Source organism: Nocardioides speluncae (assembly GCF_003121585.1).
In the GTDB taxonomy this organism is placed as follows: domain Bacteria; phylum Actinomycetota; class Actinomycetes; order Propionibacteriales; family Nocardioidaceae; genus Nocardioides; species Nocardioides speluncae.
Map to the genome: position 1 here is coordinate 1 of NZ_QEOO01000028.1, position 21,161 is coordinate 21,161.

The window sequence follows — 21,161 nt, forward strand, 5'->3', positions numbered from 1 at the left end:
TCGGGCCAAGCTTGCGATGGGTCACGAACACGGAGGAGAACCAGCCGGTTCACCCTGCCAGCCAGCCCCGGGCCAGCCACCACTGACACTCACAGCTTGCGAAGGTTGATGTCGACCCGGTGCTCCGCTGGCGGCGTGTTCTCACGTGAAGACGGGGCCGGGTCAGTCGTCGGTGATGCCGACCTGGAGGTACTCGGCGGCGTACCGGCCGCTGAGCAGGAGCGAGGCGTAGCGGGCGACCTCGCTGGTGGCGTCGGTGGTGACCGTCTCGACGCGTACGCCGCGGCTCTCGGCCGCAGCCTTGAGCCGGCCGCGCTGCTCGCGGACGACCGGCTCCTCGGCGCCGTCGTCGAGGATCAGCAGCACCGGTCGGACCTCGGCGCCCCCCTCGGAGAACGGGTCGTCGAAGACGTCGTGGCGGCGGGTCGCCTCGATCACCGGCAGCAGGTGCTCGGCGTCGCCGGCGAGCGCGCTGCGGCCGGTGGCCCGGCGGATCGACTCGGCGACGCGGCGCGCGGCGCGGGCGGCCAGCACCGAGCCGCCCCAGACCAGCGGGCTGGTCTCGGCCAGCCCGATCGCCAGCATCTTGGCGGGGTTGACGGCGAGGTCCCGGTGGGGAGAGCAGGCACTGGCCACCTCGTCGAGGGCGACCGCGACCTGCTCGGCGTCGGTGGTCGGGCCGAGCCCGACCCGGTCGAGGTACTCCAGCATCACGACCGCGGTGGCGAGCTGGTCGCCGGTCACAGTAGGCAGCACGGTGGTGTAGCGGCCGGCGGCGTGCTCGGCGACCATCGACGTCGGCGGGCAGGCGACGACCACCTGGCAGCCGCGGCGTACTCCCTCGGCGACGGCCGAGGCGGAGCCGGTGTCGGACCCCTCAGGCGCGAGCATCACGACCAGGTCGAGGCTGCCGGCCCAGCCCGGCAGCGCGGGTCCGGGCCAGGCGACGAACGGCACCGGGCACCAGGGCTCGAGTACGGCGCGGAGCAGCCGCGAGTCCGGTCCGGCTGCGATCACCGCACGCGGGCGCGAGATGTCCTGGTTGCGCGCGATCGCCTCCGACGTCGCGGTCGCGGCGTCGTGGGCCTCACGGCGTACCCGCGCTCCGGACTCGGCCAGCGACCGCAGCACGCTGTCGGCCTCGCCCAGCGCGGTCTCGTCGTCGAGGCGCGACTCGTCGAACCAGCGAACCATCAGGCGGGCCTGCGTGCCTCGTCCACGAGCAGCACCGGGATGTCGTCGCGGACCGGGTAGGCCAGGCCGCAGGCGGTGCAGACCAGCTCGTCGACGGTCGGCTCGAGCTTGCCGCGGCAGTCCGGGCAGACCACGATCTCGAGCAGCTTCTGGTCGATGTTCATGTGTTGCTCCTGATCGTGGCGAGGACCTCGTCGCGCACCTTGCTCATCGTGGCCTGGTCGTTGCCTTCGGCATTGAGCCGCAGCAGCGGCTCGGTGTTGGAGGCTCGGACATTGAACCACCAGTCGGCGTGCTCGACGGTGAGGCCGTCGAGGTGGTCGACGGTCACCCCGTCCTCTCCGGCGTACTGTGCCTCGAGCTTGGTCAGCACCGCCTGCTGGTCGGCGACGGTCGAGTTGATCTCGCCGCTGGACGCGAACCGGCTGTAGTCGGCCAGGAGCGCCGACAGCGGTTTGTCGGTCTCGGCGAGCGCGGCGAGCGCGTGCAGCGCGGCGAGCATGCCGGAGTCGGCCCGCCAGAAGTCGCGGAAGTAGAAGTGGCCGCTGTGCTCGCCGCCGAAGATCGCGCCGGTCTCGGCCATGGTCGTCTTGATGAAGGAGTGGCCGACCCGGGTGCGGACCGGCTTGCCGCCGTTCTCGGTGACGATCTGGGGTACGGCGCGGCTGGTGATCAGGTTGTGGATGATCGTGGAGCCGGGCTCACGGGCCAGCTCGCGGGCCGCGATCAGCGCGGTCAGCGTGGACGGCGAGACCGCCTGGCCCTGCTCGTCGACCAGGAAGCAACGGTCGGCGTCACCGTCGAAGGCGAGGCCGATGTCGGCGCCCTCGGCGAGCACCCGCTTCTGCAGGTCCACCAGGTTGGCCGGGTCGATCGGGTTGGCCTCGTGGTTGGGGAAGGTGCCGTCGAGCTCGAAGTACAGCGGGATTAGCTGGACCCGGTCGCTGCCGAGCCGGTCGAAGACCGCCGGCGCGGTCAGGCCGGCCATGCCGTTGCCGGCGTCGACCACGACCTTCAGCTTGCGGCCGGCGACCGGCGCCAGCGCGAGCAGGTGGGCGGCGTACGCCTCGAGCACGTCGTGGCTGCTGATGCTGCCCTGCCGGCCGGCAACCAGGTTCTCGTCGGAGGCGACCTTGTCCCGGATCTGGGCCAGACCGGTGTCCAGGCCGATCGGCTGGGCGTGGCTTCGGCACAGCTTCATGCCGTTGTACTGGGCCGGGTTGTGGCTCGCGGTGAACATCGCGCCCGGGTGCCCGAGGGACCCGGAGGCGAAGTAGAGCTGGTCGGTCGAGGCGAGCCCGATCAGGATCACCTCGGCGCCGGCACTGGCGGCGCCGTCGGCGAACGCACCCGCCAGGCCCGGCGAGGACGGTCTCATGTCGTAGCCGACCACGACCGTCTGCGCGCCGGTGACCGCGACGAACGCGCCTCCGGTGCGCAGCGCGAGCTGCTCGTCGAGCTGTTCGGGAAAGGTGCCGCGGACGTCGTACGCCTTGAAGATCGCCGCGAGATTGGCGGGATCCAGGGTGCCGGAGTGGGCCATGCGGTGAGCCTAGTGGGTGGGTTCGCCCTCTGGGCTGAGCACCCGGAGATGTCCGCGGCGACCGGTCTCCCGGCCGGTCTCCCCCGCCGGCCCGGTCGGTCCGGCCGGCGCTGAGCCTCCGGAGGTGGCCGCCGGTGCGGCGGGCGGTCGCGCCGCCTCGCGGACCGCGTCGGCGAGCGCCAGCAGGTCGTCGTTGGTCGGTCCGGCCGCCGCCGGGTCGGGGCCGAGGCGCAGCACCTCCCACCCACGGGGCGCGCTGAGCCGCTCGCTGTGCTCGCCGCAGAGGTCGTAGGCGTGCGGCTCCGCGAACGTGGCGAGCGGCCCGAGGACGGCAGTCTGGTCGGCGTACACATAGGTGAGCGTGTTGACCGCGGCCCGGCCGCACGCGGTGCGCGAGCATCGGCGGGCGGAGTTCACGGGGCAGACGCTACCGGGATCTCCAACCGCTCAGGATTAGGCTCGCGGTCATGACTCCTCCCACCCGCACCAAGCGCCCCCGGACCCGCGACCGGCACGGCCGTGGGATGAGGGGTCCGGCGGTGCTTCCCGAGCAGCCCGGCCGCCCTGAGGGCCGGACGCCGCGGGAGCGCTTCGACGCACTCGTGCTGGGCGTGGTTACCGAGATCGACACCCGCTGGCAGGACCGCCTCGGCCTGGTCGAGTACGCCGTCGAGGACGCGCCGATGGTCCCCGACGACTGGTCGACCGAGACCGTGCCACTGTCCTCGCTGATCCGCGGCGCCGGCACCGAGCCGACCCGACTGGTGATCTTCCGGCGCCCGATCGAGCAGCGCGCCGACAGCCGCGACGACCTGGAGGCGCTGGTGCTGACCGTGGTCGTCGAGCAGGTCGCCGAGCTCCTCGGCATCCCCGCCGAGGACATCGACCCACGCTACGAGCGCGACTGACCCTAGCTCGCTGACCGGGCACTTTTGATCGGCCAGGATGCGCTGACCGGGCACTTTTGGTCCCGGTCAGCGCGTTCTGCGGACCAAAGGTGCCCGGTCAGCGCTCGGTGGTCAGTTGGGCAGCCGGCGGGCGATCAACGGGATGGCGACTGCCGCGGCGACGAGGTGGGTCAGCACTAGCGCGATGGCGGTTACGAGGTTGGCGTCCACGAGGAACGGCGGGACCAGGGAGACGGCCGTGAGGGCGACGGCGGTGCGGACGAACGTCCGGGACGGGTGCTGAGCCCAGCGGCGCAGGGCTGCGGCGAGCCCAAGTCCGACGACGGAGAAGATCATCGTGGTCGTACCGAAGCCCAGCACCGGGATGGACTCGCCGCCATCAGGCAGCTCGAAGTCGACACCCGCCGCCATGGCCAGGGCGCCGACGAGGATGGCGGCCACGGAGGCGAGCACTGCGGCGAACAGACCATGGACGACAAGGCCGTAGGAGCGTGCGGAGGAGGTCGCGATAGCGGGCTGGGACTGGGTGGTGGTCATGACGAGCCTTTCGAGACGCGAAGCCGATTTCGATGAAGTGTCCGGCAGACACTGTTTCCATAAGATACTGTTGCCGATGGAAGCAGTTGTCAATGGCCAAATCCGCGAAGGAGCTTCGATGGCAGTGCAGCAGGACGAGGACCGGCGGACACTAGAGCTGCTCTGGGGCCAGCGCCGCGCGTCCAGCCGCGGCCCACAGGCGACGCTGAACGTCGAGAAGATCGCCCTGGCCGCGATCAAGGTGGCCGATGCGGACGGCATCGACGCCGTCTCCATGCAGCGGGTCGCCGAGAGCCTCGACTTCACCAAGATGTCCCTCTACCGGCACGTCGCCGGGAAGGCCGAGCTACTGGCCGTGATGGTCGAGCACGCGGTCGGTGAGCCGCCGGACCTGCGCCAGGTGAAGGGCGGTTGGCGGCCGCGCGTCGAGCGCTGGGCCGCGTCGTTGTCGTCGACCTGGGATGCGCATCCCTGGCTGCCAGGCGTCACTGCAGGCAGCCGGGTCATGGGCCCGCGCGAGATGGCGTGGAGCGAAGAGGCCGTCGCGGCGCTCGCCGACACATCGCTCTCCGCGGCCGAGCGCATGGACGTCGTCACCCTGCTCAGCGGGCATCTCCGCAGTACCCTGACCGCCAACGTGGTCGGCACCCAACCCTGGCACGAGCACGGCCACATCGATCTGGTCCGAGAGCACCGCGAGCGGTTCCCGAGCCTCTACGAGCTCGGCGCCGACAGGACCCGAACCCCGCGACAGACCCGAGACTTCGGGCTCCACTGCGTCCTGGACGGCATCGAGAACGCCATCTCCCAGCGGTGACAGCCGAGACTGTCAGCGACCGGGCGCGACCTGCGGAACCAGGCTGGAGTCGACCAGCTGACGGAGGTGTACGACGGCGCCGCCGGCCTTGTCGTCGAACATCCGGATGGTGCCGAACAGCGGCGCCTGCTCCGACCTGACGATCACCAGCACCGTCTTCTTCGGCAGCGTCAGCTTGGCGGTGGTGCGGGCCGACGGTGCGATCCGCTCGTTGTCGAGCAGCTTGCGGCCGTCGGCGGACAGTGCGGTGACGGTGGCCGAGCCCGCGCGCTCGGGGGCGGCGAGCACGAGCGTGCCGACCGAGTCCGCGGGCACCAGCGCGGCTCCGGTCTCGAAGCTGGGCACCGATGCCACGTGGCTCAGGTCGCCGTTGACGACCGAGCGGACCGCGGCGGTGACCGACTGGCTGGCGGTGACCACCAGCCCGCCCTCGGCCTTGGACAGCTCCTTCAGCAGGGCGCCGGTCAGCGGGACCGTGACCGCGCTCTCAGGCGGCAGCTCGATGGGCTCCACGCCGACCGGCTTGAAGGTGCTCTTCTGGGTGATCACCGACAGCTCGGCGTCGACCTGGTCGTCGTTCGGGTTGGCGATGGTCAGGGTGCGGCTGCCCTCACCCTTCGGCAGGCCGAGCAGGATCGCGGTCCGCGACGCCCGTGGCTGACCGACCAGCCAGTCCCTGGTGGTGCTGCCACCCGACTCGGCCTCGTCGAGCATCGAGGCCGACAGCCGGCCCCGCGAGGTGACCACACGGACCGCGAGATCGGTTCGGCTGGGTGCCTCCTCGCTGAGGTCGACGGTGGTGACGCCGCCACCCGGGACCGTGACACCACGCACCGACGACACGTCCAGCAGACCTTCGCTGCTGTAGATCGTGATGTCGGCGATGGCCGGTCCGGCATCGGGGTTGACCAGCTCGAGGGTCGAGCGGTGGCCCGCGCCGCCGCCGACACCGGTGAACCAGCGCTCGGGAGCCGGCGGCAGGCACTCCCCCGCCGCCACCATCTTCGAGGTGCCGAACCGGCTGGCGAGCAGCGCGGCCGCCGGCTTGCCGTCGGCCGTCAGCACCGCGGCCGCCTTCGCCTCGACGGACGCGACCTTGTCGGCCGCCAGGTTCGCGGACTCCTTCCCCCCCTTCCCGGCCACCGCGACCTTGCCGGTAGCGCCGGCCGCGTTCGCGATCGCCAGCTCGGGACTCCGCGGGACACCAGCCGGACAGCCGATCCGGACCGCGTCCAGGGACTCTTGCGCGGGGGCGCCGGGTGCCGGCGTACCGGGCACGCTGCTGGACACCAGCAGCAGGGCACCGACCGCGAGCAGCGGGGCGATCACCGCCAGCACCAGCGCCGGGCTGAGGATGGGCTTACGGCCCCTGGGCGGGGCGGCGCGGTGCGCGTGCGAGGCGTGCTGGTCGGTCATCAGTGGTCACTCCCTCGTGGCTGCGAGGAGGATCTCCCGATGGTCGGGCCGCCGAGTACGGCGACCGAGAAGATCGCGATCCCCTGGATGATCAGCAGCAGCGCCCTGACCACGGAGCTGGGGCCGTCGACGGCGTCGTCGGGTGGCACCTCATCGAGCTTCCAGGCCCGGGTGCCGGGCTCGTCGGCGCTCGCCTGGGTCACGCCGGCGGCCGCGTCCAGGGTCGCGGCGACCCGGCCGTCCGCGGGCGCCGGCAGCACGACGTACTCGATTCCCTCGGCGGTCATCGCGGCGACCGACTTCTGGCTCGGCGCGGACACCAGCTCCCGGATGTGTGCGGTGAGCGCGGGGTTCTCGTCGGTCAGCGCCAGGATCTCGTCGTCGCCGAGGGTGATCCCGTCGCCGCGCCTGATCGTGTAGGTGAGCCCGTCCTCGACGCTGCCGCGGACCACGAGTACGCCGCGGGCGTCACCGACCTCGGCGCTCTGGGCCATGTACGCCGGGACGTCGGCGTCGGCGTCGTGGACCAGCAGGTCGTCGGGCCCGGCGATCAGCCAGGCCAGCCCGCCCAGCGGCACGACCGAGGCAGCCACGACCGCCACACCGCCGATCAGCCGCTGCCAGGCCGGCCGGCTTCGCGCCCACGGCGCCGGGGTCGCGGCCAGGCAGACTGCGACCACCGCGCAGGCCGCCAGCACCACGACCAGGAACGCCAGCCCGGGCTTGGACGAGACTCCAGCGAGGTCGAGGGTGATCAGCGAGAGCAACAGGGCCACCGCCGCAGCGACGGCCGCGACCAGCCAGGTGACGACGACCGGGATCCGGCTCGCGCGGCGCACCAGCGCCAGCAGTGCGCCGACACCGAGCAGCGCGCCCAGCCGCCACGGGGCCGACGGCTCGCCGAGGCGACCGGTGAGCAGGTCGAAGCTGTCCGGAGTGGCCGACGGCTGCCGGCCGGACTCCATCAGCAGTGCGGCTCCGTGGCCACCGATCAGCATCGGCACGAACCACGGCAACAGCAGCAGCGGAACGACCCAGACGGCGGTCAGCATCGGGCCCCACACCGACTTGTCCCGCGCCACGCCCGGCGCGACGAACCAGCCGACACCGACCAGGGCCAGCACCACCAGCAGCGTGACCACCCACGCCACGGGCGCGAACGCGGTGATCACCGCCAACAGCAGGCCGGTCCGCCAGGCCGCGCGCCAGCGCCGGTCGGCGGCCGGGTCGGCGAAGGTGAGCGCAGCGTGCAGCAGCCAGGGCAGGAGTGCGGCCGCCACCACCGTGCCGAGCCGGCCCTGGCCCCAGGCGCCGGAGACCAGTGGCACCAGGCCGTAGGTCATCGAGCCCCACGCCAGCACCCACCGCGAGGACCCGGCAGGGTCCATCACGTGGCCGAAGACCCGCAGCAGCCGCCAGGCACCCCAGGTGGCGACCGGTACGGCGAACGCCAGGACCACCGTGAGGGCGGCGCCGGTCTTGCCGAACAGCAGTGTTGAGAGCAGCGCCATCGGCAGCAGGTACGCCGGCGCCGGGACGTCGGTGCCGGGGCCGAGCGGGTGCCAGCTCTCGCCGTACAGCTTCCAGAGGTCGCCGGCGCCATCGGGCACCGGCGACAGCGCACCGCCGGACAGGTCGCCGCCGAACGCCGCCCGGCAGGCCCACAGCGAGATGGCGATGAAGCCGATCATCACCAAGGCGATCGGGTTGGTGAACAGCCGCGCCACGAAGCCGGTGTCGACTGGCGCATCCTCGTCGTCATCGCCGCCGATCCGAGCGTCGGCGACCCGCCGTCCGGTCGAGCGGCTGGGCGCGGGCGCCGCCGCCTCCTGGCGGGCGGCCCGGCGACGCTCGGCGACGTCCTGAGCCTGGTTGGTCGCCGCGGCAGCGATGTCGCCGACGAAGTCCAGGCCGTGCCGGTACGGCAGCCACCAGGGTGAGAGCAGCGGCATGACGTCGACCGGGTTCGGGCCGTGGACCCGGGCGCGGGCGCGCCGACCGGCGAGGATCGTGCCGAACCGGCTGTAGGTGTGGCCGAGCGCGGCGAGCTCGTCGAACGCCTGGCCCGGCGACCGCGACAGCACGAAGCCGAACGCACGCAGCAGGCTGCCGAAGAACAGCCGGATCGCGCGCCAGGGCAGCTCCCGCTTCTCGACGTTGGCGAGCACGGTGTAGAGCGCTGCGTTGCGCTCGGCGTAGTGCCGGTGGTTGGTCAGCGGCGTCCGCCGGTTCCCGCTGTGGGCGGCCTCAGCGTGGAAGACGATGGCGTCCGGGACAATCATCGTCTGGTGGCCGGCCCGCGCCGCGCGCCAGCCGAAGTCGATGTCGTTGCCGAACATCGGCAGCCGCACGTCGAAGCCGCCGAGCTTCTCCAGCACCGCACGGCGTACCAGCATGCCGGCGGTGTTGACAGCCAGCACCGGCTTGATCTCGTTGTGCTGACCCTGGTCGTACTCGCCGCGCTCCAGGCCGGTCTCCCGGCGACCGGTCGGCGACATCGTCACGCCCTGCTCGAGGAGCCGGCGCAGCGACGGCCACTCCCGCAGCTTGGGACCGAGGATGTCGGTGTCCGGGTCGAGCTCGGCGACCGCGATCAGCGCCTCCAGCGCACCCGGGTCGGGGTTGGAGTCGTCGTGCAGGATCCAGATCCACTCCGAGTCCGGCGCGACCGCGAGGCCGCGCCGGACTGCGGCGGGGAACGACGTACTGTTGTCCAGCCGGACCACGTTGTGCTCACCGATCGCCGCCGCGAGGAGCTCGGGGCTCTCGTCCCTGCTGCCGGTATCGACCGCCACGATGTGGTTCGGAGGGAGGCGCTGCTCCTGCAGCCCCTTCAGCACGGCGGGCAGCCAGCGGGCGCCGTCATGGCTGACGAGAAGGACGGTGACTGTCACGGCGGGCAACCTTAACCCCGTGAGGTGCCGCTGTCCTAACGTTGCGACCGCTGGGCGCCGCTCAGACGGCCCGCTTCTTGAGTTTGCGTCGTTCGCGCTCCGACAGGCCGCCCCAAATACCGAAGCGCTCGTCGTTCATCAATGCATACTCGAGGCAGTCGTCACGTACCTCGCAGGTGAGACAGACCTTCTTGGCCTCTCTCGTCGATCCACCCTTCTCAGGAAAAAACGCCTCAGGGTCGGTCTGAGCGCACAGCGCGCGCTCCTGCCAACCCATCTCCTCGGCGTCCCCGTCGAGCAGAAACAGCTCTCTCACGGCACTCGCCCTTTCGACCCGGCCACGCTTTGTCACGTGGCCCTTCGCGTGGCCCTGACGGACCACCTTTTCGGTGTGTCGAACGGATTCCCGGATCGTGCTCGGGCCCCCGCCTGACTGTTCGGTGCTCCCTGCTCAAGGTCTTGCGGGGTCCCTCTTCACACCTGCCCCGCACGATCTTCAACAAAGAACACTGTAGGAATTACATGCCTGTCGTACACCGGAAGTCAAGCGCGCATCTGGTATGGCGGGATTGTCGGGGCCCTGTTAGCGAGTTTTGGTACCTAGCGGGCTGGTTTCGGCGTCCGCCAGCCGGAGGGCGGGTCGGCCGTCAACCGTACGTCAGGCAAGGTAGGCGCATGCAGATCACGGTCCTCTCCGGCGGCATGGGCGGCGCGAAGTTCCTGCAGGGACTGCTCCACGCCCAGCACACCGGCCTCCTCCCCGACGGGGAGATCACCGTCGTGGCCAACACCGCCGACGACATCTGGATCCACGGCCTCAAGGTCTGTCCCGACCTCGACACCGTGATGTACACCCTCGGCGACGGCATCGACCTAGAGCGCGGCTGGGGCCGTCGCGAGGAGACCTGGAGCGCCAAGGACGAGCTCGCGGCGTACGGCGTGGAGCCGACCTGGTTCGGCCTGGGCGACCGCGACATCGCCACCCACCTGGTGCGGACCCAGATGCTGGACGCCGGGTTCCCCCTGTCCCAGGTCACCCAAGCACTCTGTCAGCGGTGGCTCAGCCCAATTTTTGGCAACGGCGTGCGGCTGCTGCCGATGACCGACGACCGGGTCGAGACCCACATCGCGATCGCCGATGCCGAGGCGCCGAGCGGCCGGCGGGCGGTGCACTTCCAGGAGTACTGGGTGCGGCTGCGCGCCGAGGTGCCGGCCGAGGCGGTCGTAGTGGTCGGCCTCGAGGAGTCCAAGCCCGGCCCCGGCGTCGTCGAGGCGATCACCGAGGCCGACCTGGTGCTGCTGCCGCCGTCGAACCCGGTCGTCTCGGTCGGCACCATCCTCGGCGTGCCCGGCGTCCGCAAGGCCATCTCCGCCACCCCGGCGCCGGTGGTCGGCCTGTCCCCCATCGTCGGCGGCAGCCACGTGCGCGGGATGGCCGAGCAGCTGCTCACCTCGATCGGCGTCGAGGTCTCGGCGGCCGGGGTGGGACTGCACTACGGCCCCCGCTCGACCGGCGGAGTCCTCGACGGCTGGCTGGTCGACTCCCTCGATGCCGACGACGTCGCTCGGGTGGAGGCCGCCGGCGTCAGCTGCCGCGCCGTACCGCTGATGATGACCGACCACGACGCGACCGCGGCGATGGCCGCCGCCGCCGTCGAGCTGGCGGGCCTCTGATGGCCGAGCTGCGGGTCTGGGCGCCGGACGGCGTCCCCGAGGTCCGCGCCGGCGACGACCTCGCCGCGCTGGTCCTGGACGCCTGCGAGCTGGGCGGGCTGGCGGATGGCGACGTGCTGGTGGTGACCAGCAAGGTGGTCAGCAAGGCCGAGGGCCGGGTCCGGTCGGGCGACCGCGACGGTGCGCTGGCCGCGGAGACGATTCGGGTGGTGGCCCGCCGCGGGCGGACCACGATCGTGCGCAACCGGCTCGGTCTGACCATGGCGGCGGCCGGGATCGACGCCTCCAACGTGGAGGTGGGCTCGATCGTGCTGCTGCCGGTCGACCCGGACGCGTCGGCGCGGGCCTTGCGCGCGGCGCTGCTCGACCGGGCCGGCGTCAACGTCGGCGTCGTGGTCACCGACACCGCCGGCCGCGCCTGGCGCGAGGGCCAGACCGATATCGCGATCGGGGCGGCCGGGGTCGTGGTCGCGGAGAGCTTCGCGGGACAAACTGACGGGTACGGCAACCCGCTGGCAGTCACCCTGCCCGCAGTCGCCGACGAGCTGGCGAGCGCGGCCGAACTGGCGAAGGGCAAGCTGGGCGGCCGACCGTTCGCGGTGGTCCGCGGCCGGGCCGACCTGGTGCTGGACGCGGGCGACGACGGGTCGGGGGCCGCGGCGCTGATCCGCGAGGACGGCGCCGACCTGTTCGGGTACGGCGCTCGCGAGGCCGTGGTCCGGGCGCTACGCGGCGACCCGGGCGACCGGGTCCCGTTCGGCGAGGCCGCCTCCGCCGAGGAGCTCGTCGAGGCGCTGACCTGGGTGCTTGGGCACCCGGCGTACCTCAAGGACGGGGTGGTCCTCATCGAGCCGGGACCCACGGGGGCGGCCGCCGCACTCGCCGAGGCTGTAGCGTTCGCGCACGGCTGGGCACCGGCCGACAGCCAGTTCGGTACCGAAACTCCGGTCCGACTCGGGTTCTTGCCGGTCACTCCGTAGACTCTGCCCCCGTACGTCCCAACACCACCGCGTGGAAAGCCTGAGATCCAGTGGCCAAGACCGACAAGACCGACCGGCGCGCAGTCATCGACCAGATGCGCGCCAAGCAGAAGAGCGCCGAGCGACGGCGCGGCTTCACGATCGTCGGTGTGTGCATCGCCCTCGCCCTGCTGATCGTCGGTGCCGCGGCGTACAGCCCGATCAAGAACTGGTGGGACCTGCGCCAGTTCAACGACATCGCGCTGGAGAAGATCGGGTCGCCCGCGAACGTCTGCGAGAAGGTCACGACCAAGAAGGCCACCGGCACCCAGGACCACGTGCCGGTCAACACCGACGTCCCCTACGAGGACTCGCCGCCGGCCTTCGGTCAGCACTGGGACGAGTGGGACGTGCGCTTCGACCGGAAGATGTACACCTCCTCCGACCGGCCCGACGTCGAGCGGCTCGTGCACAACCTCGAGCACGGCTACACGATCCTCTGGTACGACGACAGCATCGCCGACGACGACACCCAGCTGACCGAGCTCCGGGCGATCGCCAAGAAGATGGACGGCCAGCCCGACAACGACCGCACCAAGTTCAAGGCGGTTCCGTGGAAGAAGGACGACGGCAAGCCGTTCCCGGGCGGCGCGCACATCGCCTTCAGCCACTGGTCGGTCGGCGGCGCCGGCGAGTCGGACGCGGAGAAGCAGGTCGGCGTCTGGCAGTACTGCGACAAGGTCTCCGGCGAGGCGCTCAAGGAATTCATGCTCGAGTACCCCTACATGGACTCCCCCGAGCCCAACGCCTCCGACCGCGGCGAGGAGTAGTCCCGTCGGCCGCTCCAGGCCGACTTCCCCGTCGAAAACTGTCCCGGCCCCACCGAAGTTTCGGTGGGGCCGGGGCAGTTTCACTAGGTACCTAGTGAAACTGCCCAGCCGCCCTACTCTGCGCAGTCGATGCGGGTGCCGGGCTCGAGGTCGGCGCCGGGGGCGATCTCGGCACGGTCGCCGACGGTGGTGTCGGTGAGGGTGGCGCCGGTGCCGACCCGAGCGCCGGGGCCGACGACCGAGTCGGTGACGGTCGCGTCGGCGGCGATCTCGGCGCCGGTCATCACCACGCTGCCACTCACGACCGCGCCTGCGCCGACCAAGACCTCGGCCATCACGACCGCGCCGTCGGCCACGCGCGCAGCGGGGTCGACGGTGGCGGTCGGGTGCACCCGAGCACCCGAGGATGAGGCGGAGATCGCCGGCGTCGGCGCCACCCCGAGTACGACGTCCCTGCTGGCCGCGACCAGCGCCTGCGGCGTACCGACGTCGCGCCAGTAGGCGTCGTCGACGAAGCCGACCACCAGCCGGCCGTCGGCGACCAGGCCCGGGAACGTCTCGCGCTCGACCGACACGACCTGCTCGGCCGGGATGGTGTCGATGACGTCGCGCCGGAACACGTAGCAGCCGGCGTTGATCTGGTTGGACGGCGGGTCGTCGAGCTTCTCCAGGAACGCGGTCACTCGGCCGGTCTCGTCGGTCGGCACGCACCCGAACGCACGCGGGTCGGCGACCGGCACCAGGTGCAGGCTGACGTCGACTCGCTGTCCATCGCGCGGGGTCTCGAAGTCCTTCAGCTGGCCGGCCAGATCGTGACCGGACAGCACGTCGCCGTTGAGGATGATCACCGCGCCGTCCGGGTCGTCGGTCAGCGCGCCGGCGACGTTGCGGATCGCGCCGCCGGTGCCGAGCGGAACCTCCTCGAGGACGTAGTCGAGCCGGATTCCCCACCGGCTGCCGTCGCCGAGCACCGGCGCGAACAGCTCGGCGTGGTACGACGTGGCCAGCACGACGTGGCCGACGCCGGCCTCGGCGAGCCGCGAGATCTGGTGCTCAAGGAACGGCACCCCGCCGACGTCGAGCAGGTGCTTGGGGCGGTGCTTGGTCAGCGGGAGCAGGCGGGTGCCGAAGCCTCCGGCGACAATGACGGCTTCCGGTGCTGCGGCCGATGGCGAGGTCATGGCGCCGAGCCTAGAGAATGGCCCGGTGACGACCTTCAGCGCACTCCTGGCCACGCTGCTCACCGAGCCCGGCCGGCCGCTGGTGACCTTCTACGACGACGCGACCGGCGAGCGGGTGGAGCTGTCGGTGGCGACGTACGCGAACTGGGTGGCCAAGACGTCCTCGCTGTTCGTCGAGGAGCTGGACCTGGAGCGCGGTCAGCGGCTCCGGGTCGACCTCCCGACGCACTGGCTCGGTCCGGTCTTCCTCGGTGCCGCGTGGACGGTCGGGCTGACGGTCACCGAGGACGACGACCCGGACGCGGTGGTGTGCGGCCCCGCGACCCTCGACCGCTGGGCGGCCCAGGCCGAGAAGATCCCGGTGGTCGCCTGCGCGCTGAAGCCGCTCGGCGTCCGGTTCAGCGAGCCCTTGCCGGCCGGCGTCCACGACTTCGGCGTCGAGGTGTGGACCCAGCCCGACGCGTTCACGCCGTGGGACCCGCCCACGGCCGACGATCCGGCCACCGACGACGCGACCCAGGCCGAGCTGTTCGCGGCCGCTCGTGACGGCGTACTCCTCGGTGACGGCGGCCGGCTGCTGACCGACGCCAACCCGGCATCGCCGGACGGCCGCGGATCCTTCACCGAGCCCCTGGTACGCCGCGGCTCGGCGATCTGGGTCGCCAACGCTGACCCCGCCACCTGGCAGCAGAAGTACGAAGCGGAGCGGGCGACCGCTACCAGCTCTGGCCGGTGAGCCGCTCGTACAGAGCGACGTAACGGCGCCGGGTCTCCTCGACGACCTCGGCCGGGATCTCCGGCCCGGGCGGGGTGCGGTCCCAGTCGCCGAGGGTCTTGCTCCAGTCCCGGACGTACTGCTTGTCGTAGGAGAGCTGCGGGCCACCCGGCTGCCAGTCCTCGCGGGCCCAGTAGCGCGAGGAGTCCGAGGTCAGCACCTCGTCGGCGAGGATCAGCTGGCCGTTGCCGTCGAAGCCGAACTCGAACTTCGTGTCGACCAGGATCAGCCCGGCCTTCTCCGCGATCTCCCCGGCCCGGGTGAACAGCCCGAGGGTCAGCTCCTTCAGCTGCGCCGCCGTGTCGTCGCCGACGGCGGCCACGACCTCGTCGTACGTCATCGGCTCGTCGTGGCCCTGCTCCGGCGGCACCTTCGAGGTCGGCGTGAAGATCGGCTCCGGCAGCCGGTCGCCCTCGACCAGCCCGGCCGGCAGCGGCACGCCCCAGATCTCACCGGTCTCCCGGTAGGCATCGAAGCCCTGGCCCGCGAGGTAACCGCGGGCGATGCACTCCACGGCCACGATGTCGACGCGACGGCACCGGACGGCCCGGCCCGCGAACTCGGCCGGCACGCCCTCGTCGTAGGACAGCACGTGGTTGGGCACCAGGTCGCCGAGCTGGTCGAACCACCACCGCGACAGCTGCGTCAGGATCGCGCCCTTGTCGGGGACCGGCGTCGGCAGTACGACGTCGTACACCGAGACCCGGTCGCTGGCGACCAGCAGCAGCTCGTCGTCCCCGATCGCGTAGACGTCGCGGACCTTGCCCTGATGGATGAGGACGGGCTCAGAAGTCATGCCCGGATTCTCTCAGCCCACTAGATCGAATGCGTTCAGGCCCTCGGCCAGGAAGCGGCGCGGCGCGAAGCCGGTCGCGTGGCCCTGGATCAGGAAGAGGTAGCCGGTCGCCTTCTCCCGCACCAGCAGGTCGGGGCGGCCGGTGTTGTCGATGGCGCCGACCCCGATCACCCAGTCGTACGGCGCGAGGTCGAGGCCGCTGAGCGCCTTCGGCTTGGTCAGGCCGCCCGGCCCGTTGCCGGGGTAGAGCACCAGCTTGCCGTTGGCCCGCAGGAGGTTGTCGGGCGCGCCGTCGCCGTCCCACCGGCCGACGCCGACGTGCTGGTTGGCATCGATCGCGCGGTGCGCGACGTAGCTGGCGCGTAGGCCGGTGCCGGTGCCGGGGTAGATCCGCATCGCCCGGCCGCTCGGCTGGCCCATCAGGTCCGGGTAGCCGTCCCCGGTGGTGTCGCCGACCGCGGTGAGCAGGTCGACCGAGCCGAAGCCGTTGCTGATCGTGTCCGGCGCGCCGAACTGGCCACCGCCGCGGCCCAGCCGCAGCACCAGCGACCCGGAGGTGGTCCGCACCATCAGGTCGCCGTGGCCGTCGCGGTTCCAGTCGCCGACGTTGAGCACCTGGCGGGCGTTCCAGAGGCTGGTGCCGGTGACAACCGAGCGCCCGGTCTCGTAGGTCCCGGGATGGCGGAGTACGACGAGCCGGTCGCCGCTGCGCGCGACCAGGTCGGGTGCCGCCGTGCCGACCAGGTTGCCGCCGGTGATGCTGGCCAGACCCTTCACCCCGCCGATCGGGCCGAGCCAGTGCCCGAACCTGCCGTTGCCGCGCCCCGGGAAGACGTAGCCGCGGCCGCTCGACGCGTTGCGCACGAACAGGTCGGGCCGGCCATCGCGGCTGTAGTCGCCGAAGCCGGTGATCACGTCGGACCCGCTCCAGTTGCCGGCGACCGCGATCCGCCGCCCGAGCCGGCCGGCGCCGGTTCCAGGGTGCACCCACAGCTTGCCCGTGCGGTCGCGCGCGACCAGGTCGTGCCGGCCGTCGCCGGTGACGTCGCCCGCGCCCGCGGTGAGGTTGTAGCCCCAGCGGCCGACGATCAGCTGCTTGGTGAACGCGCCGTTGCCCTTGCCCTTGAACAGGTAGAGCCGCAGCGCCTTGTCACGGCCGATCAGGTCGTTGCGCCGGTCGCCGGTCAGGTCACCGACCGGGATGAGATGGGCGAGCCCCCGGAAGGCGACGGTCGCCCGGGAGTAGGCGTCCACCTTGCCGTCGCGGTTGCCGGGGTAGAGGTAGGTCATGCCGGTCCGCCGGTTGCGCGCGAGGACGTCGGTACGCCGGTCGCCGGTCAGGTCCGGCGAGGCAATGACGATGTCGGAGGCGCCGTACCCGGTGCTGATCGTCTGCGGCGGCACGAACTTCAGCAGCCCGCCGGTCGGCAGGATCACCGCCTGCTTGTCGCTCTTGCGGCGCAGCAGCAGGTCGGGGTAGCCGGAGCCGACCAGGTCGGCGTCGCGCTCGCGGCCGGACCAGCTGCGCTGCTGGCCGCGGGCGGCGAGCCTGATGTAGGGGATCTTGGCGTAGAGGTACTTGCCGGGGCAGGCGGTCTGAGCGGCGTCGCGGTGGCCGTTGATGGCCGGGAAGTACGACGAGCCGACCTGCTGCCGCGTGGAGCTCGCGGTCACGCCGTGCAGCGACAGCTTCCAGGCGAAGACCCGGCCGTAGGCGTCGAGCATCGCCTTGCTCGGCTGGGCGGTCTCGAAGTTGCCGATCGCCGACATCGCGAACGAGTAGTCGTTGTAGTCCAGCGTGTGCGCCCCGACGACCGGGCGGTCGACGCCGCCGTACCGGCCCTCCCAGACCCGGCCGAAGCGGTCGACCAGGAAGTTGTAGCCGATGTCGGACCAGCCGCGGGACTGCACGTGGTAGGCGTAGATGCCGCGGATGATGGAGGGCACCTCGGCCGCGGTGTAGTCGTTCGCGTTCACCGTGTGGTGGACGAAGCCGGCGTGCACCTCGTAGTAGTGCAGCGACGACGGGTCACGCAGGCTCTCGTTGGCCCCCCACTGGGCGCGGGAGTAGATCTTCGGTCGCGGGGTGTACGTGCCGGCCTGGAGCTTGATCTGGTCGCTGTCGGTCTGCTGCTCGGTCTCCTGCGCCGGTGGGTCGGCCAGGGTGTCCGTGTCGATCGCGGGCGCCTCGACCTGCTGGTCGGAGGCGCCGGGGTCGATCACGGCCAGCTTCAGGTCAGCGGGTACGCCGCCGCTCGCGGTCGCGCGCACCTGGACGTCGTCGACGTCGCCGACCACGACCGGGTCGGTGCCGGGCCGGGCATGAGCGGCCTCCGGGCTGTCCGGATCAGGGGCGTGCTCGGCGTGGTACGGGAGCGTCGACCAGTCCGACCAGGCGCCGTCCTTGCGGGTGCGCACCTCGACAGTCACCTCGCCGTCGGCGTGCTTGGCCTCGGGGCTCCAGGTGACTCCGACAGCGCCGTACCCGGCGACGGGGGCGGGCCTGCTGGTCACCTCGTCGATCGCCGCCTGCTTGGCGGCGATGCCCTTGGCCGGGTCCGCACCCAGCGGGTACTCCGAGACCGTCGGCTCGACGGGCGCGGTCGCCACCTCGGTCCGGTCGCCGGCGAGGGCGACGTTGGTCGCGTGCGTGGCGTCCACGGATGGGCGCGGAACCACGTCGAGGGAGATCACATCGGCTGCGGGCGCAAGCACTGCGAGCACCGCACCGAGTGCCAGCAGCTGCTGGCAGGCGGTCACGAAACGCGCCTTGCTGGGGGGCATCCGAGAGCTCCAGACGTGGGGAAGTTGTCACATGCGTAGCAAGTTTCACACCAGTCACACGGGTCACCGCAAGACTTGGTGAGTAACTACAAACTTGTAATTTCCACTCGACACGCCGACGCGACCCTCACGAAAACTTTCTCGAAGAAATTCTCAGAACCGTGTCGATTGCCGGTCCTGCCGTTCGGCACCAGGGGTGAAGGGCCACCAACGGCCACCGAAATGCAGGACCTACGCAAGGAGCACAACCATCATGGGTTCCATCAAGTCCGGACTGTTCATCTCCCTCGACGGCGTCATCGAGTCCCCGGAGACCTGGCACTTCCAGTACTTCAACGACGAGATGGGCGCCGCCGTCGGCGAGCTGATGGCAGGCAACGACGCCACCCTTATCGGCCGCACGACGTACGACGAGTTCGCGGCGTACTGGCCGAGCGCCGACCCGAACGACCCGATGACCGCGACCATGAACGACGCCCGCAAGTACGTCGTCTCCGACAGCCTCACCGAGGCCACCTGGAAGAACACGACCGTGATCAGCGGCGACGTGGCGGCCCAGCTGACCGAGCTGAAGAAGGACACCCGCCTCGGCACCACCGGCAGCGCCCAGCTGGTCAGCTGGATGCTCGAGCAGGGGCTGGTCGACGAGCTGCACCTGCTGGTGCACCCGATCGTGGTCGGCAAGGGCAAGAAGCTGTTCGGCGACGGCGAGACCGTGCCGCTGAAGCTGGTCTCGGCCACCACGTTCAGCACCGGTGTCCAGCACCTGGTGTACGCCCCCGCCGCCGACTGATCACCTCCTCCTGGTCACCATTGCCGGGAGCCGGACCCACCACAGGAGAGCAACGATGCGCTACATGGTCATGCACTATCAGACCCAGGACATGGAGGACGGCGTACGGCCGTCGCCGGAGCAGCAGGCCGCGATCGGCCAGCACATGCAGGAGGCCGCGATGTCGGGCGTGCTGCTCACCGGCGAGGGCGTGCACCCGAGCTCGCAGGGCGCCCGGGTCGAGGTCGAGGCCGGCAAGGTTCGGGTGATCGACGGGCCGTTCGCCGAGGCCAAGGAGCTGATCGCGGGCTTCGCGATCCTGGAGGTCGACTCGCTGGCCGAGGCCGTCGAGCACGCGCGGAAGTTCGCACTGCTGGTCGGCACCGAGCGGGTCGACGTACGCCGGGTCATCGAGCTCGAAGATCTGCAGTAACACCATGGACGCCGCGCAGCTGGACCAGGTCGTCGCGACACTCTGGAGGGTGGAGTCACCCCGGGTGATCGCGCGCCTGGCCCGGCTGGTCGGCGACCTCGACACCGCGGAGGAGCTCGCCCAGGACACGTTCCTGGCGGCGATCGAGAAGTGGCGCACCGAGGGGGTGCCCGACAACCCCGGGGCGTGGCTCAACCGAACCGCGAAGTTCCTCGCCATCGACCGGCTCCGCCGCCGCGACAGCCGGCGCAGCAAGTACCAGCAGGTGGCCGCGACCGCGCCGGAGACCGTCGAGCACGACCTGGACGAGATCGTCGACGGCGACCTGGCCGACGACCTGCTCGGCCTGATCTTCATGTCCTGCCACCCGATCCTGTCGCCGGACGCACGCTCCGCGCTGACCCTCAAGCTGGTCTGCGGTCTCACCACCACCGAGGTGGCCCGAGCCTTCCTCGCCCCGGAGGCGACGATCGCCCAGCGGATCGTCCGGGCGAAGCGCACCCTGGCTGCCGCCAACATCCGCTTCGAGCTCCCCGACCCATCGGGGCGGCGAGCCCGGCTGGACGCCGTACGCGAGGTCGTCTACCTGGTCTTCAACGAGGGTCACGCGGCCAGCAGCGGCGACCAGTGGGTACGCCGCGACCTCGCCGCCGAGGCACTCCGGCTGGGCCGGATGCTGGCCAGCCTCACGCCCGACGACACCGAGACCCTCGGCCTGCTCGCGCTGATCGAGCTGCAGGCGTCCCGGATCAACGCACGGACCGGCCCGGACGGTCAGCCGGTGCTGCTGCGCGACCAGGACCGCACCCGCTGGGACCGGCTGCTGATCCGTCGAGGGCTCGACAACCTCGACCGGATCCAGGCACTCGGCGGCAGCCCCGGCCCCTACGCACTGCAGGCCGCGATCGCCGCCTGCCACGCTCGCGCCACCACCGCCGAGGACACCGACTGGGCCCGGATCGCCGCCCTGTACGACGGGCTCGCCCAGATCAACCCGTCACCGGTCGTGGAGCTCAACCGCGGTGTCGCCACCGCCGAGGCCTTCGGCCCGCAGGCGGGCCTCGACCTGGTGCTACCGCTGTTCGAGCATCCGGGCATGGGCGAGTACCCGCTCCTGCCCGCCGTCGCCGGCGACCTGTGGTGCCGACTCGGCGACCACGCTCAGGCCCGCGAGCTCTTCCTCCGCGCCGCGTCGCTCACCCAGAACACCCAGGACCGCTCGGTCATGCAGCAACGCGCCGCCACCTGCGCCGCCGGCCACTAGGTATTCGCCGACCCGGCCCGTGTTCACGCCAGGAATCGCCGACCCGGCCCGTGTTCACGGCACAACTCGCCGACCCGGCCCGTGTTGACGGCAAGGCAGTCAACACGGGCCGGGTCGACGTCGTACGGCGTGAAGACGGGCCGGGTCGACGTCGTACGGCGTGAAGACGGGCCGGGTCGACGTCGTACGGCGTGAAGACGGGCCGGGTCGACGTCGTACGGCGTGAAGACGGGCCGGGTCGACGTCGTACGGCGTGAAGACGGGCCGGGTCGGCGACGTACGGCGTGAAGACGGGCCGGGTCGACGTCGTACGGCGTGAACACGGGCCGGGTCGGCGTCGTACGGCGTGAAGACGGGCCGGGTCGACGTCGTACGGCGTGAAGA

At 71.4% G+C, this 21,161-nt stretch carries 20 protein-coding genes; 9 read left to right on the plus strand and 11 right to left on the minus strand.

What is annotated here, in order from left to right; translation table 11 throughout:
• Positions 1–162: 162 nt before the first annotated feature.
• From DDV73_RS15470 to DDV73_RS15485, 4 genes are read right to left on the minus strand one after another with little or no spacing between them, the layout of a single operon-like run.
• Entirely contained in the window at positions 163–1,194 is a 1,032-nt protein-coding gene (locus DDV73_RS15470; RefSeq protein WP_109508164.1) for an SIS domain-containing protein, read from the minus strand.
• Positions 1,194–1,358, minus strand: coding sequence for a Trm112 family protein (locus tag DDV73_RS15475; protein WP_109508165.1), 165 nt, complete (start codon positions 1,356–1,358; stop codon positions 1,194–1,196). Before DDV73_RS15475 ends, DDV73_RS15470 begins: the two co-directional genes overlap by 1 nt.
• Positions 1,355–2,737 (minus strand): phosphomannomutase/phosphoglucomutase, encoded by a 1,383-nt coding sequence (locus DDV73_RS15480; protein ID WP_109508166.1) that lies wholly within the window; start codon positions 2,735–2,737, stop codon positions 1,355–1,357. Before DDV73_RS15480 ends, DDV73_RS15475 begins: the two co-directional genes overlap by 4 nt.
• Positions 2,738–2,746: 9 nt before the next feature.
• Positions 2,747–3,154 carry a DUF3499 domain-containing protein gene (locus DDV73_RS15485; protein WP_109508167.1) on the minus strand — a complete coding sequence of 136 codons (408 nt, stop codon included), beginning with the start codon at positions 3,152–3,154 and terminating at the stop codon, positions 2,747–2,749.
• A gap of 50 nt (positions 3,155–3,204) precedes the next feature.
• On the opposite strand from DDV73_RS15485, the gene DDV73_RS15490 reads away from it, so the two are divergent.
• Entirely contained in the window at positions 3,205–3,645 is a 441-nt protein-coding gene (locus tag DDV73_RS15490) for a metallopeptidase family protein (RefSeq protein ID WP_240617308.1), read from the plus strand.
• 111 nt (positions 3,646–3,756) lie between these two features.
• Here the strand turns inward: DDV73_RS15490 and DDV73_RS15495 are convergent, their stop codons facing one another.
• Positions 3,757–4,182, minus strand: coding sequence for a DUF6069 family protein (locus tag DDV73_RS15495; protein WP_109508168.1), 426 nt, complete (start codon positions 4,180–4,182; stop codon positions 3,757–3,759).
• Between the two features lie 118 nt (positions 4,183–4,300).
• On the opposite strand from DDV73_RS15495, the gene DDV73_RS15500 reads away from it, so the two are divergent.
• Positions 4,301–4,999, plus strand: a complete 699-nt coding sequence (locus tag DDV73_RS15500; RefSeq protein ID WP_161962418.1) for a TetR/AcrR family transcriptional regulator — start codon at positions 4,301–4,303, stop codon at positions 4,997–4,999.
• A 12-nt stretch (positions 5,000–5,011) separates the two neighbouring features.
• Here DDV73_RS15500 and DDV73_RS15505 read toward each other — a convergent pair whose 3' ends face one another.
• From DDV73_RS15505 to DDV73_RS15515, 3 genes are all read right to left on the minus strand, one after another.
• Positions 5,012–6,415, minus strand: coding sequence for a DUF5719 family protein (locus tag DDV73_RS15505; RefSeq protein WP_109508170.1), 1,404 nt, complete (start codon positions 6,413–6,415; stop codon positions 5,012–5,014).
• Positions 6,415–9,309, minus strand: a complete 2,895-nt coding sequence (locus tag DDV73_RS15510) for a glycosyltransferase family 2 protein (protein ID WP_161962419.1) — start codon at positions 9,307–9,309, stop codon at positions 6,415–6,417. The genes DDV73_RS15505 and DDV73_RS15510 overlap by 1 nt, the downstream gene beginning before the upstream one ends.
• 61 nt (positions 9,310–9,370) lie before the next feature.
• On the minus strand, positions 9,371–9,586 hold the full coding sequence (locus tag DDV73_RS15515) for a WhiB family transcriptional regulator (RefSeq protein ID WP_206050907.1): 216 nt from the start codon (positions 9,584–9,586) through the stop codon (positions 9,371–9,373).
• Positions 9,587–9,984: 398 nt separating this feature from the next.
• Between DDV73_RS15515 and cofD the strand changes: the two genes are divergently transcribed.
• From cofD to DDV73_RS15530, 3 genes are read left to right on the plus strand one after another with little or no spacing between them, the layout of a single operon-like run.
• Entirely contained in the window at positions 9,985–10,983 is a 999-nt protein-coding gene (cofD, locus tag DDV73_RS15520; RefSeq protein WP_109508172.1) for a 2-phospho-L-lactate transferase, read from the plus strand.
• On the plus strand, positions 10,983–11,963 hold the full coding sequence (locus DDV73_RS15525; protein ID WP_109508173.1) for a coenzyme F420-0:L-glutamate ligase: 981 nt from the start codon (positions 10,983–10,985) through the stop codon (positions 11,961–11,963). Before cofD ends, DDV73_RS15525 begins: the two co-directional genes overlap by 1 nt.
• Positions 11,964–12,013: 50 nt before the next feature.
• Entirely contained in the window at positions 12,014–12,772 is a 759-nt protein-coding gene (locus DDV73_RS15530) for a DUF3105 domain-containing protein (RefSeq protein ID WP_109508174.1), read from the plus strand.
• A gap of 113 nt (positions 12,773–12,885) precedes the next feature.
• Here DDV73_RS15530 and DDV73_RS15535 read toward each other — a convergent pair whose 3' ends face one another.
• Positions 12,886–13,953, minus strand: a complete 1,068-nt coding sequence (locus tag DDV73_RS15535) for a nucleotidyltransferase family protein (protein WP_109508175.1) — start codon at positions 13,951–13,953, stop codon at positions 12,886–12,888.
• 25 nt (positions 13,954–13,978) lie between these two features.
• Here DDV73_RS15535 and DDV73_RS15540 point away from each other — a divergent pair, with 25 nt between their 5' ends.
• Positions 13,979–14,689 (plus strand): TIGR03089 family protein, encoded by a 711-nt coding sequence (locus DDV73_RS15540; protein ID WP_109508261.1) that lies wholly within the window; start codon positions 13,979–13,981, stop codon positions 14,687–14,689.
• Here the strand turns inward: DDV73_RS15540 and DDV73_RS15545 are convergent.
• Both DDV73_RS15545 and DDV73_RS15550 read right to left on the minus strand, forming a co-directional pair.
• Positions 14,670–15,524, minus strand: a complete 855-nt coding sequence (locus DDV73_RS15545; protein WP_109508176.1) for a phosphoribosylaminoimidazolesuccinocarboxamide synthase — start codon at positions 15,522–15,524, stop codon at positions 14,670–14,672. The two genes, DDV73_RS15540 and DDV73_RS15545, sit on opposite strands and share 20 nt — an antisense overlap.
• Positions 15,525–15,536: 12 nt before the next feature.
• On the minus strand, positions 15,537–18,308 hold the full coding sequence (locus tag DDV73_RS15550) for an FG-GAP-like repeat-containing protein (protein WP_109508177.1): 2,772 nt from the start codon (positions 18,306–18,308) through the stop codon (positions 15,537–15,539).
• 253 nt (positions 18,309–18,561) lie between these two features.
• On the opposite strand from DDV73_RS15550, the gene DDV73_RS15555 reads away from it, so the two are divergent.
• The 3 genes from DDV73_RS15555 to DDV73_RS15565 are packed head-to-tail and all read left to right on the plus strand — an operon-like array spanning position 18,562 to position 20,777.
• Positions 18,562–19,101 (plus strand): dihydrofolate reductase family protein, encoded by a 540-nt coding sequence (locus DDV73_RS15555; RefSeq protein WP_109508178.1) that lies wholly within the window; start codon positions 18,562–18,564, stop codon positions 19,099–19,101.
• 55 nt (positions 19,102–19,156) lie between these two features.
• Positions 19,157–19,513, plus strand: a complete 357-nt coding sequence (locus tag DDV73_RS15560) for a YciI family protein (RefSeq protein ID WP_109508179.1) — start codon at positions 19,157–19,159, stop codon at positions 19,511–19,513.
• A gap of 4 nt (positions 19,514–19,517) precedes the next feature.
• Complete coding sequence (locus tag DDV73_RS15565; protein ID WP_109508180.1) at positions 19,518–20,777, plus strand: RNA polymerase sigma factor; 1,260 nt, start codon at positions 19,518–19,520, stop codon at positions 20,775–20,777.
• Positions 20,778–21,161 lie beyond the last annotated feature (384 nt).

Bases quoted from the DNA above. Each gene is read 5' to 3' on its own strand.
- DDV73_RS15525 (WP_109508173.1), top strand. From the start codon at position 10,983: ATGGCCGAGCTGCGGGTCTGGGCGCCGGACGGCGTCCCCGAGGTCCGC.
- DDV73_RS15470 (WP_109508164.1), bottom strand. From the start codon at position 1,194: ATGGTTCGCTGGTTCGACGAGTCGCGCCTCGACGACGAGACCGCGCTG.
- DDV73_RS15535 (WP_109508175.1), bottom strand. From the start codon at position 13,953: ATGACCTCGCCATCGGCCGCAGCACCGGAAGCCGTCATTGTCGCCGGA.
- cofD (WP_109508172.1), top strand. From the start codon at position 9,985: ATGCAGATCACGGTCCTCTCCGGCGGCATGGGCGGCGCGAAGTTCCTG.
- DDV73_RS15545 (WP_109508176.1), bottom strand. From the start codon at position 15,524: ATGACTTCTGAGCCCGTCCTCATCCATCAGGGCAAGGTCCGCGACGTC.
- DDV73_RS15515 (WP_206050907.1), bottom strand. From the start codon at position 9,586: ATGGGTTGGCAGGAGCGCGCGCTGTGCGCTCAGACCGACCCTGAGGCG.
- DDV73_RS15500 (WP_161962418.1), top strand. From the start codon at position 4,301: ATGGCAGTGCAGCAGGACGAGGACCGGCGGACACTAGAGCTGCTCTGG.
- DDV73_RS15550 (WP_109508177.1), bottom strand. From the start codon at position 18,308: ATGCCCCCCAGCAAGGCGCGTTTCGTGACCGCCTGCCAGCAGCTGCTG.
- DDV73_RS15565 (WP_109508180.1), top strand. From the start codon at position 19,518: ATGGACGCCGCGCAGCTGGACCAGGTCGTCGCGACACTCTGGAGGGTG.
- DDV73_RS15480 (WP_109508166.1), bottom strand. From the start codon at position 2,737: ATGGCCCACTCCGGCACCCTGGATCCCGCCAATCTCGCGGCGATCTTC.
- DDV73_RS15505 (WP_109508170.1), bottom strand. From the start codon at position 6,415: ATGACCGACCAGCACGCCTCGCACGCGCACCGCGCCGCCCCGCCCAGG.
- DDV73_RS15495 (WP_109508168.1), bottom strand. From the start codon at position 4,182: ATGACCACCACCCAGTCCCAGCCCGCTATCGCGACCTCCTCCGCACGC.
- DDV73_RS15560 (WP_109508179.1), top strand. From the start codon at position 19,157: ATGCGCTACATGGTCATGCACTATCAGACCCAGGACATGGAGGACGGC.
- DDV73_RS15490 (WP_240617308.1), top strand. From the start codon at position 3,205: ATGACTCCTCCCACCCGCACCAAGCGCCCCCGGACCCGCGACCGGCAC.
- DDV73_RS15475 (WP_109508165.1), bottom strand. From the start codon at position 1,358: ATGAACATCGACCAGAAGCTGCTCGAGATCGTGGTCTGCCCGGACTGC.
- DDV73_RS15555 (WP_109508178.1), top strand. From the start codon at position 18,562: ATGGGTTCCATCAAGTCCGGACTGTTCATCTCCCTCGACGGCGTCATC.